The organism is Orenia metallireducens (assembly GCF_003001995.1).
Classification (GTDB): domain Bacteria; phylum Bacillota; class Halanaerobiia; order Halobacteroidales; family Halobacteroidaceae; genus Orenia; species Orenia metallireducens_B.
On record NZ_PVNB01000001.1, the window covers coordinates 222,836 to 235,181 of the forward strand.

General features: G+C 31.2%; 7 protein-coding genes. All 7 read right to left on the reverse strand.

The features are described from left to right. Window positions 1–215: 215 nt before the first annotated feature. Window positions 216–1,526: a hypothetical protein gene (locus tag BX659_RS00960; RefSeq protein WP_106231528.1), complete on the reverse strand. Its 1,311-nt coding sequence runs from the start codon at window positions 1,524–1,526 to the stop codon at window positions 216–218. 82 nt (window positions 1,527–1,608) lie between these two features. Beyond that, window positions 1,609–2,370, reverse strand: coding sequence for a hypothetical protein (locus tag BX659_RS00965; protein WP_106231529.1), 762 nt, complete (start codon window positions 2,368–2,370; stop codon window positions 1,609–1,611). A 28-nt stretch (window positions 2,371–2,398) separates the two neighbouring features. After that, window positions 2,399–5,419: an InlB B-repeat-containing protein gene (locus tag BX659_RS00970; RefSeq protein WP_106231531.1), complete on the reverse strand. Its 3,021-nt coding sequence runs from the start codon at window positions 5,417–5,419 to the stop codon at window positions 2,399–2,401. Between the two features lie 274 nt (window positions 5,420–5,693). Further along, window positions 5,694–5,984 carry a hypothetical protein gene (locus tag BX659_RS00975; protein ID WP_106231532.1) on the reverse strand — a complete coding sequence of 97 codons (291 nt, stop codon included), beginning with the start codon at window positions 5,982–5,984 and terminating at the stop codon, window positions 5,694–5,696. 263 nt (window positions 5,985–6,247) lie between these two features. Further along, a complete protein-coding gene (locus BX659_RS00980; RefSeq protein ID WP_106231534.1) occupies window positions 6,248–8,047 on the reverse strand; it encodes an outer membrane protein in 1,800 nt (599 codons plus the stop codon). 894 nt (window positions 8,048–8,941) lie between these two features. Next, window positions 8,942–10,285 (reverse strand): hypothetical protein, encoded by a 1,344-nt coding sequence (locus tag BX659_RS00985; RefSeq protein WP_106231535.1) that lies wholly within the window; start codon window positions 10,283–10,285, stop codon window positions 8,942–8,944. 592 nt (window positions 10,286–10,877) lie between these two features. After that, on the reverse strand, window positions 10,878–12,239 hold the full coding sequence (locus BX659_RS00990; RefSeq protein ID WP_106231537.1) for a hypothetical protein: 1,362 nt from the start codon (window positions 12,237–12,239) through the stop codon (window positions 10,878–10,880). Between the last annotated feature and the right edge of the window lie 107 nt (window positions 12,240–12,346).

The window sequence follows — 12,346 nt, forward strand, 5'->3', positions numbered from 1 at the left end:
ATACAACTAGTAAATTCTCTAATGATTAGATTTAGTATTAATTATACGCATAAGTCTATCTTACTAAACTCCTTAGTAAAATTCAAGTTTTAAAGGCTATTTGCTCCAAGTAATAGCTGGAACTTATCTTAAATTTATTATAAAAAAGAAAAAATCTACTTAGGCAGTATATACTACCCAAGTAGATTTATAAAATAAAAGATTATTAATTTAGCTTAAAAACTCAATTTATATTTTAAAATTAAGCTCTTATATAAATACTTACTTGACTCTAGATACTGCTTTAAATTAAGCCCTACTTCAAAACTATGGCTCTCATTAAATTCATAAAACAGCGTCTGCTGTAAGTTGAGTTTCAAACCATATTTATCCTCTAATTCTAAAGTTGAATCATAATCTAGATTATTGAAAAAACTTCGTTGATAATTTAGCTTCAAACTATAATATCTTCTTAAATTACTATAACTTTTCTCGTTGATATTATAATCAAAGGTTAACCAATAGTTACTATCAGGGTCATAGTTAATAGATATTTTAGCTTCTTTATCTATTAGTTCAAACCCACTAGCTAAATAACTATCCTTGTTCTGACTTAGAGATAAATTATAGCTCCATTGATTACCTTCATAACTAAAAGCCAACTCAGCTTTATCCTCTACAAAAGTATTAAGCATTGTAGCAGTTCTATATTCATTACTTCTCTTATAGCTACCACTTAAACCATATACTCCATTAATATCTCCATAATAATCAATATCAAATCCCCAATCAAAATCTTTAGTAATCCAGCTACTTCTTCTTGATAGATTATTCTCTCCATACCCCAAATTACTCCTTAATAAATATCTCCCTAAACTCTTATATCCTTCTAAACTAATATTATATTTCCCATTTCCTGAATCAAATCTAGATTTAAGTGCTTCAAAATCAGCTGATTGATAATCTAAATTAATATTATAATTAATATCTGATAAATAAGAGTCTAAGCTTAAAGAGAATGCTTCTCCTAACAGGTCATCTCTACTATTCTGCCCTACAATAGACTCTAAATAGAGATCTATATTATTTAAAGTATATCTATCAGCATAACTTAAATAATGATTCTTATCTCCAGATTCATCATCAATTAAATAGCCTACTTTTCTACCATCATTTCGCCAAATCATTCCCATTTCTTGATTGCTATCAACCCTAAACCCTTGACTATTACTACTACTTCCATACCAGATTTGATAATTATCTTTTTTAAGATAGGCTCCTAACAAATCTCCTCCATATAAAAATTTAGAAAAAGAAGGGACTGAAGTCATACCTAAGCTTAATTTATTATTACCCTGTATTACATTAAAGAGATAGTTATTGTAGTCCCAATCTGTTTCATCTGTAACTATTCCTTCTGTAAAAAAGTAGCTCTTGTCCAAATCCATTTCAAATTCAAGGTCATAATCATTGATAGTTTGACTATAATCAAGGCTGATATACTCAGAGATGTTACTATTATATTCACCTATATCTAGCTTTAACATATAATAACTATTACTCTCTGCTCTCAGATTGCAACTATAATTAATTACTGACAATATTACTAAAACTAATATTAAATTCAGTCTAGATATCACTTGCAGCCTGTACCCAATCTGGAATATCTTCAATCTGATCTTCAGGAGCATCATCTACATCTTTATAATCAATCACTAAACGATCAATCAACCATTCTCCATCAGTTCTAGTAAATGTAAAGGTGATTATTCCATAATCTGTAACCATAGGGTCTATCTCTTCATTCTTTTCATAGACCAAAAAATATGCTATAGCTTTAGCGGAATTTTGCCCCTCTGGAATTATTCTCAAATTTTTCGACTGCACTCCATCCTTCAACAATAAACTAGTCTCTAAATCTAAATCAATATTATAATAATGCTTATATTGATACTCTATATCACTTTTAGATTTTTCACTGATTAGATAATATACCCCTAGATGATAAACGCCTGGTTGTCTGATAAAGATAGACCCCATCTCTACCAGCTCGTCTTCTAATTTATCAAATGACTTTCCATAACTAATACCATCTTCACGAAGAGTAACTATCTCATAATTTTCACCATGGTTGCTATTAAATAATAACATAATATCTTCTACAGTCCAATCATTCTCTGGATCCCAAGCAACCTCACCCTCTTCTGTAGCCCAATCATCTCTAGGACTGTCAAATTCATTATAACGGAAAAAAGCTTCAATCTTATCAGCTACTGCTGCTGAAATTTCACCATCCTCCTTTGTTGATTTAGTGGACTTGTCCGAAACCAAGCATCCAGATAAGCTCATAGCTAGCATAATTAATAAGATTAATATAGATAGCTTTTTCATTAGTACCCCTCCTTTGTCCCATACTACCTTAATAAATCAATAAGCGTCCAAAACCAAAACCTTTTCTAGGCGTTACTGTAAAGGATAACTTCTTAGCTGGAAGCTCACCATATTTATCCTCTGCTAAAACTGTTATTGTATGGAGCATTCCACTTGTTGACCCACTAGAGAGTGGAGTTTTAGCAAAGATAATAACTCTACTTAAAACCTCACTACCATCTTGATCAGTAGTAATTATTTTAATATAATAATCCTTTTTAGTCTCAACTACTTGATCCCCACCTTTAATTATGGTTTTTTCATCAATATTTACTGTTAAACTTGTAAGCTTAACCTTATTATCCTCTGCAAAATCAATTCTTATTGTAGAAGCTTCATTGACACTTAATGTCTCTCCCTCACTAATATTAAATTCCACATTCATTTCATTTATAATGTGAAATAAACTTGGGAATTTTATTTCATCTGATTCATTTCCCCATTCGTCTTGTAGCCTTATATTTAAATCATATTCAGTATCATTAGCTAATGAAGATTTAGGTCTAAATTTAATAAGATAAACCTTTTTATCCTGAGCTATCTCATCTTTGATCTCAGTCTGCATTGTAGCTGATATATTAGCTGGAATTGTATTCACAGTTAGAGGAATTAATGAATTAAGTAATTCACCAGCTACCCCTCCAATCTCACCTGCTTTTACAAACTCAATTTGTTTAAAATCATTTATATTAGATATATCACTGATAATAAGCTGGAACTGTGGTTCTAATACAGGCATGTCACCAAAGGTACCATTACTTGTATCTTCTAAGGTCGATGTCTTATCATTATAGTATTGTATCTTACTTATAATCTGGGGAGCAGTTCCATCGACTTTAAATCTAAAGGCTTTAATTTGAGTTCGCTGATCATCTATAGTTATACCTGCATTCTCAAGTTGGGTCTTAATATCACCTTCTATATCATCATTTGTGCTATCTAAATTTATACCTTGAATCTCACTAATCAAGTCTGAACTTATTTCAATATCATCAGCTATAATTATTACCTCATAGGTTTCATCTTCAAGAGATGGTATCAAATTAACCAAATCTTCTTCTATATAATCGGTCTTTTTATCTAAACCTTTTTTATACCTATAAGTCCACTGCTTTCCTACATCAGCACCTGACCTAATTTGGTATCTTACTTCTTCAGAGTTATGAACATCAAAGTACAATTTACCTCCATTAGTACTAATCACCTTATCAACCTGCTTGTCCTTATTATCCTTCAAAGTTATATTGTTAATTATTGGTCTATTTTCATTAACCTCTAACATAAAGGTAAAACCAGTGATCCCAGGGGTAAGAGTATCAGTATCATTTACATTTCCTGATATGTCAGTAGCAGTAACCCTAACAACATATTTACCCTCTTTTAAAGTTCCATAAGGGAATATAGTAACGGTCTTTGTATCTGAATTATAGTCAATTACTCTAAAATGTACATCTACCGTTTGATCAAATTGATTATCGGTTTCATGGAGATAGTCATTTACTATATTATCTATAGTCATATTATCATTGACCTTAACCCCTCTAGCTTCAATCAAATCTTCAGCTGATACAAGCTCACCCTCAAAGCCTGAATATTTTTCATTAAAAGAAATCTTAATCTCTGGTTGAGAATACTCTGAACTAGTATCTTTAACTATCTCAATTTTTTGAGCATCAGTAGTTTGATTTAGTATTTCTTTAAAGGATACACCAGGATTTACACTAACTATTTCAGGATTATCATCAACATCTAAAGCAAAATAATAGGTATGGTCTGTTGGAGTCTCTGCACCAAAAGCAGATGCCTTCATCCTTACAGCTATAACATTAATTTCACTACCAGCTGGTAAATTAGTTAATTCTTCTGCAAAAGGACTAACATCATCTATTTGCCAATTTGTCTTTGTTATTCTTTGATTCAATACACTACTGATATCAGTTCGATCATTAATAGTTCTCCAAGTAGTATCTAAACTGATAGACCTATTTAAAGTATCAGGTTCAGTATCTTGACTTGATCTAATAAATCGTTGATCAGCAATACCTGATTGAGCAGTAACATCTACTATTAAATCTGATTTATCTTTTAAGTAATACACCTTGTCTGGATCGAGAATTCCATATTGAGAATGATTTTTAACCCTTACATCAATTCTAGGAGATGCATAGGAAGACTTGATTGTAAAGGTTGATAATACTGGTCCTTGCTGGCTACCAAGTCTAACCTCATACGTATTATTAATCGGCATATCACTGAAAAAAGCATTCTTAAATACGACCTTTCCATTAGTCTCATCATAGTCTATATCAGTACTACTATTAGCATCAGCCTCAAGTAAATCATTACTGGTATTAATAACATAAATATTTGGGGCATCAGCACTGAATTCAAAAAGTATAGTTACATCATTGTTATAACCTTCTAACCTAGCTTCAGGTCTAAATTCAAATTCTCTAACATCTACCTCTTTTACAATATGCCTTGGACCAATCTCAAAGTCAGTTATTTTCCCTTGAACAAACGTTGCCCCTACAGATTTATCACTATCCATAAGGATATCACCTTCTTGAGAATTGATATCAAAAGCAACATCACCTGTCCAATGATCAAATTCATAACCTGGATTAGGTGCAGCCTTCAAATGTAAGTTGGGATAAGAACCTGTCACCTCTATCTCTCCATAATCAGTACTTCTAGTCAAAGTATATTTCTCAGAATAAACTGCAGTAATAGTCTTATTGCCATCCATAATTATGTTTATAGGATTTTGATAACCTAAAACATTACCTAAATTATCTTCCCAATGAGCAAATTCATAAGCTGTCTCAGGATTAACTGTTAACTCTACACTGCTTCCATCAGGATAATCAGCTTGATTTGGATTTTTAGTTACAGTGCCATGATCAGAATTAACAGTTAAACTATAAGCAAAACTAGTTCCTGTAAAGATAATAATAAAAGTAATTACTAATAAAATACCGATAAATAATTTATCTCTATATCTACTCATCTAATCTACCTCCTTTTTTAAGCATAATAATTCTATAATATACTATTCTCTAATCATACCCCTTTTTCCTGTTAATCTTCTAAATAGTTTCTATTCTTTTTATTATTATTTAAAACTTATTTTGGACCAAATAACAAAATAATTAAAAAACATATTGTATGTAATTTAATACACTAAGCCATCTCTCTTTATGATATAACAGATAAATTTTAGTTTAAATCTCCTAAATAACTTAATAAAGCCAAGCGATTAGTCGCTTGGCTTTATTAAAAGACTAATCAATTTGATAATAAATCCTTATCTTAGCACCCTCTCCATATTCAAAGTCAACGATACTAATCTGCTCTAGCTCTACTACCTCTTCTTCAGTAGATATATGGAGTTGAACTAATTTTTTCATGACAGTAGTTAAATCATCAAACTTCTCCTGACTTGCCAACTTTATCATTTCACTCTCGTCAACCTCTACCATCTTAGTATCTATTTTGACTGTTTCTGCCATAGCCAAGGGAGTATGCAAAGCCAAAATTACTAAAGCTAGACAGACAATAAACAACTTCTTCATCTAAAATACCTCCTTTAAGTTCTTTGGTTACCATCCTTTAAAAACCAATCTAATGGATTATTAATAATATATTCCCTAATTTTATCTAATTCTCCTTCATTTCCGATAATTCTATCATAAAAAGATTTCTGCCACTGAAAATTAACATTACCTCAAAACCTCCTCAATATTAAATTATATGTTATGCTCCCATAAAAATATTGAGGTTATACTATTTAAAAAAAGCCCCTGGACAATCCAGAGGCTTTAGATTGAAGGTACAATTAGAAGTTAACACTTACTCCACCACTAATGCTATTTACACTAAAGTCTTCATTAGTATCTACAGCATTTACATAATCAGCTCTCTCGAAGTTGATTGTTGCTGAAGCAGAGTCTGTTACCTTATATCCTAATCCTGCCTTAGCAGTAGTGAATTCTCCTTCCATTCCATCATCTACTCTATCTTCTTTGTCTGCCCATGCAAATCCACCAGTTACATTTAACTTGTCATTAACTTGGTAAGATGCATCGATTCCAGCTTCTTTATTGATTGCTTGGTTATTATCGATATCATAGATAGCTGCTAATTGAGCAGTTGGTGCTAATTTGATTCCTGCTACATCAAACTCTGTACCATATCCTACACTTAATACCTTATCAGCTAAGTTATCTGTATTATCATAATCATAGATACCTGCTACAGTAATGTTTCCTAATTCTTTATTAGCTTCTACATATCTGATTTCTTCTTCAGATTTTACTGCATATTCATATTCACCAAAGACATTTACACCATAAATTGTATAAGGATTATCTTCAGTTACTTGAGCTGCTAAAGTAATCTCTTCTTCATCTTCTGTTGCATATTCGTAGTTTTCATATAATGCAGATACTTCTACTTTATCTATATTCTTAGTAGCTTTTAGATCAAAACCTTTCTTAGTACTTTCAAATCCATCATCTTCATCTGTATCTACTTGAATACCTGTGAAGTTTTCAGTAGATTCAACATTACCTTCTAATTTAATGAATCCTAAGTCTTTACTTGCACCTAATCTTGCTACTCTTTCATTCATATCCTTATCACTAAATGCTAAGTCTCCTGTGAAGTCTACACCAGCTAAGTTAAAGGCTGTATCAAGACCTGCAACTACATTTCTCTCAGCATTATCTCTAACACCAACAAATAGATTTACAGGTAAGTTTAATAAGTTATCTTGTTTTACAGCGATATCTCTTGTATCACCACGTTGACCTAATGCGATTTGAGAATTTCCTGAATTAAATACTACACCATCAATATCATCATCATTGAAGTATAGGTAGTTTTTCCATTCTAGACCTTGCTCATCACCAATTGTAGCAACAAAATCTTCTGTAGTAATAGAACCAGAAATTTCATCTAATTCTACATTAGCTTCATTCATTCCATCCTCATCATTGCCAAAGTTTCCAAAGTAATTTCCAACTGCTAACATATTTAAGTCAGCAATTACTCCATCCTTTTCAATATTTACATTTAAGTCAGCAAATTGCTTGAAGTAATCTTCAGCAGTAATCATATCATCATCATCATAGTCAGTTGCATCTACATAATCATTATCATCATCATCTAAGTCCTTTGTAAATGGATCTTTGTAAACAACTGATTTTCCATCTTCTCCTGGCTTAACACCATTTCCTTCAAGCTCTACATCTTTGTACTCTACTCCAGTCTTACCAGAGATAGTTACAGCAGATGAGTTAGCTAATTTTTCATTAATTTGAGCTAATTCAGCATCAAATTCTTGTGCTAATGCTGTAATTGCTTCTACAGCTTCTGCACTTACTTCATTATCTTTAGTTTCCACTTTTTCTAATACTCTAGCTGTTAAAGCAGCAACTTCATAACGAGTTAAATCTTGAGAAGCTTTATAAGTTCCATCCCCATATCCTTCTAATAATCCTGCTTGAGCAGCTTTTTGAATAGCATCATAAGCCCAATGTCCTTCAGGTACATCATTGAATGGATTTGCTATTGCTGGTACTGACATTGTAAATAATAAGGCTAATGTTAAAAAGCTTGTGATTAATTTTTTCATTATTAATATTCCCCCTAGGTTGTTTTTTAGTCTGTTTAGTAGTATTTTGCTTAGAATATATTGGATAGCTTAGCTTCTACTACATAACTTAGGGGTAGTTCCGAAGTTGAGTGGCCGTGTTTCCTCAGCTCTTCCTTACTCCCTTGATTATGTTAGTCTTCTACTAAAGTATCCTTGTTAAGTTCATCATCTTCAACTGAAGGCTCTACGGGGGACACCTCCTTTCTTGAGCAGAATAAGTTGATCTAAGATGATAAAGCTTAAACACAGGCTAAGAAAAATTGACAATACATAATGTACAGTTGATAATTACAAAACCTCTTTTCGACAAAATTCGACATCAGAGGGTAAAAAATATATTTGAGACTCAAAGTCTCTTAATCTTAGAAACTCATTGTTGGAAAATAGTGATTAGTAATTTAGTGATTTTTCAACAATCAATCTCTAAAATAATTTCATAGAATAAATTGTTTATCACTTAAAAAGATCAAATATCATCAACCTTTACAAGTTAATTATAACATAAATGGATTTAATAGCAAGTGGTAAAAGTATGAAATTTATTTTCTTTTTCAAATCATCTCCGTCTAAATATACTTATTCAATAGTCCCTGCTCAAATCCTCTAAGAAGGTTTATCCATTCTTTTTAAATTTAAGTAATTAATTGTCATTTATCTTCATATAATATTTATATTCTAGGGGATAGTTATAAACCCTTCTGGTAAGTATATGGATAAAATCCAATGTATAGTGTAAAGTTGATAATTGATAGATAAGATTTTAAAAATAAAAATATCGCAGTATACACATATTCAATTATTTAAAAACTCAAAAAAGAAAAAACCCCTAGGATAAAAGTATCCCAGAGGTTTAAGTAATCTGTATAGATTTGATTAGAAGCTAACTACTAATTTAGTTTTTAGAGAGTTACCTTCTCCATCAAGAGTTTCATCTTCATTATTTCCAGTGATGAACTTAGCTTCTGTATCCCAGCTGATATTATCAGAAATCTTTTGGTTTAAACCAGCTGCTAGATAAGTAAAGTCATAATCATCATCAGCAGATTGGTTAACTAATTTACCAGTTAAAGTAGTAATATCACTCATAGCATACTCAGTTCCTATTGCAAATACAGTTACATCAGTATTATCTGCATAATCATCATTAGTAGTAAATTCTACACTAGCAGTATTAGTAAATGCTCCATTTACATTGTCCCAACCTAGTTCAATACTATTTTTCTTTTCAGATTTATCTGCATGATCTACTACAGTATAATCAGCTTTCAAAGTATTGTTCGCATTTACTGCAAAGTCAGCACCAATATTAAATAAATCATAATAAGCATCATCTTCTTCTAAGTCATTTAAAGGAGCTTCAAAATCTTCTCCAACAGTTTCAAACATACCACGTACAGTTACTACATCAGTAGCTTTGTACTTAGCACCTAAGTTGAATAAAGAATCATTTTCTGTCTCGTCAGCTTGATCTTCTGATCTGTTGAATACAACTTCACCATTAACAGTAAATAACTCATTTACATCATAAGTAAGCGCTCCAGCTACATCAGTTACTTTTTTAGCTGCTCTTGCATGATATAACTTTCCAGTAAAGCTACCATTAGTAAAGTTTCTAGTAGCAGTTACACCATAATAATCATTACCATTTTCATCATCTTCACCTAATACAAAAGCCTTAACAGCATAATCAGAAACAGCTGTAGTTACTTCTACACCTTCCATATCTTCATCATCATAAATGAAGTATTTAGAAGCATTATAGTCCTCTAAATCTCCTGCTTTCAATGTAGCAAAACCATTACTAAGTGTTAATAAAGCAGTATCCATTTCAATATTTTGCTCATCACCTTCAGCTTGGTGACCAAAAGCACCAGTAGTGTCAGCAAAAGTATTAGCAATAGTATCTACTGCTAAATTAAAGTTGATGCTGTCAACATTTCCTGCGATATTGAAATCAATATTTTGATAGAATGCTTTCTCAGCAGGCATATCATCATCATCTTTGTCAGAATCATCATTAGCATCGTAATCTAAATCTAAAACATCATCGTCAGCCCATAAGTAACCAGTTACCTCATCAGAATCTCCACCATAGTTACCAATTTCAAAAACAGTTTCAACCTCTCCAGTAATCTTCACATTATCTACAGCTGCAAATGCTGGTGCAGCTAAAGATAGTACTACAGCACACGTAAGTAATAAAGAAATCTTTTTCATTGTTGTTTTTCCCCCTTATGTTCTTATAAAAGTTATTTAAAGCTATTTAAATTTTAATAACTTTCTAAAATTATACTACAAAAAACTCGTTGGCCTATAGGGATTTCACCTCCTTCTTGGGCTCTAAAATTATTAAAGTAATTAAAACTTTACAATTTTAAAGTCTGGTTATTAAAACACCTTTTATATAGTAAAATTTTAATTACCTTCACTTAAAAATAAGTTATATTGCCTCTTAAAATTGACTTATATAATTATAATACAATAATAATTTAACCATGTCAAATATTTCATTAAAAAGAATAATTAAATATATCTCTCTAAGAAAACCTAAGGTTACAATCTTAATCAAATAATATTAAATTAATCCAAAGATCATTATTTAATATTAAATTTTTTGTAGAGGCTTTTATGTATAAATATGTATATTTGTACATTTATTTCAAACAAAAATTTATAGATAATAAAATCTGAAATAAAATTTTATTATTTCTTTATTTATATTAATTTTATTGAACTATTATTACTTAACCTCCTAAAATAAAAAACCCCCTAGGGATTCCCTAGAGGGTTTAATCTTAATAGAATTAAATTAGAAACTAACAGTTAATTTAGTTTTTACAGAATTACCTTTTCCATCTACATTGTTCTTTTCACCAGTAATGAATTGAGCTTCTGTATTCCAGCTAATATTATCAGATAATTTTTGATTTAAACCAGCTACTAAATAAGTATAGCTTAAATCTCCATCATCATGAGCTTTATCAGTTGATTTATTTACTAATTTAGCATTTACAGTAGAAATATCACTCATAGCATACTCAGTTCCTAAAGTAAGAACAGTTACATCAGTGTTTTCTTTGTAATTATCATTAGTAGTAAATTCTACAGAAGCAGTGTTAGTAAATGCTCCAGTAGTATTGTCTAAAGCTAGCTCAATAGTATTTTTCTTTTCAGAATTATCAGCATAATCTACTACAGTATAGTCAGCTTTTAGAGTATTATTAGCATTTAATGCAAAGTCACTACCAAGATTAAATTTAGTGTAGTCATTATCTTCTTCAAGATCAGCTTGAGGAGCAGCTTTAAATTTATCCCCAACAGTTTCAAATTCACCACGTACAGTTACTACATCAGTAGCTTTGTACTTAGCACCTAAGTTGATTAGAGAATCACTTTCTGTCTCGTCAGCTTGATCTTTTGAACTGTTAAATACTACTTCACCATTAACAGTAAATAACTCATTTACATCATAAGTAGCAGCTACAGCTAAATCAGTAAGCTTTTCCTCTGCTCTTGCATGATATAGCTTTCCAGTATAGCTACCATTAGCAAAGTTCTTAGTAGCACTTACACCATAGTAGTCATCACCTTTGTCACCATCTTCACCTACTACAAAAGCTCTAACATCATAATCAGCAATAGTTGTACTTACCTCTACACCTTCCATATCTTCTTCATCAATGAAATAAGAATCAACATCATAATCAGCAAAATCTCCTGCTTTAAGTGTAGAAACACCCTTAGTTACTGTTAATAAAGCAGTATCCATTTTGAATTGATTTGTATCATCACCTTCACCTAAATCATAACCAGTATTGCTATAAGGTACACGAGTAGCCTCAGCAAAACTATTAGTGATAGTATCAACAGCTAAGTCAAAGTTGATATTCTCAACATTTCCTGTAATATTTAGACCAATTGTTTGGTAAAATGCCCTTTCAGCAGGAAAATCATCAGAATCTTTGTTATCTCCTACTACAGGTAAATCAATATCTAAAGCATCACCATCAGCCCATAATTCAGCAGTTTTATCTACATTTTCACCATAATGACCAATCTCAAAAACAGTCTCAACCTCTCCAGTAATCTTCACATTATCTACAACTGCAAATGCTGGTACAGCTAAAGCCATAACTAAAGCAAACGTAAGTAATAAAGAAATCTTTTTCATTATTATTTTCCCCCTTATGTTCTTATAATAATTGTTTTCTAGCTTTTTCAATAAATTATCATTTTAAACTCAATTTGCGGCTTATCGGGGTTCACCTCCTTCTTTGC

Coding starts and splice junctions, on each gene's coding strand:
- BX659_RS00975 (WP_106231532.1), bottom strand. CDS start 5,984: ATGAAGAAGTTGTTTATTGTCTGTCTAGCTTTAGTAATTTTGGCTTTG.
- BX659_RS00980 (WP_106231534.1), bottom strand. CDS start 8,047: ATGAAAAAATTAATCACAAGCTTTTTAACATTAGCCTTATTATTTACA.
- BX659_RS00965 (WP_106231529.1), bottom strand. CDS start 2,370: ATGAAAAAGCTATCTATATTAATCTTATTAATTATGCTAGCTATGAGC.
- BX659_RS00970 (WP_106231531.1), bottom strand. CDS start 5,419: ATGAGTAGATATAGAGATAAATTATTTATCGGTATTTTATTAGTAATT.
- BX659_RS00960 (WP_106231528.1), bottom strand. CDS start 1,526: ATGTTAAAGCTAGATATAGGTGAATATAATAGTAACATCTCTGAGTAT.
- BX659_RS00985 (WP_106231535.1), bottom strand. CDS start 10,285: ATGAAAAAGATTTCTTTATTACTTACGTGTGCTGTAGTACTATCTTTA.
- BX659_RS00990 (WP_106231537.1), bottom strand. CDS start 12,239: ATGAAAAAGATTTCTTTATTACTTACGTTTGCTTTAGTTATGGCTTTA.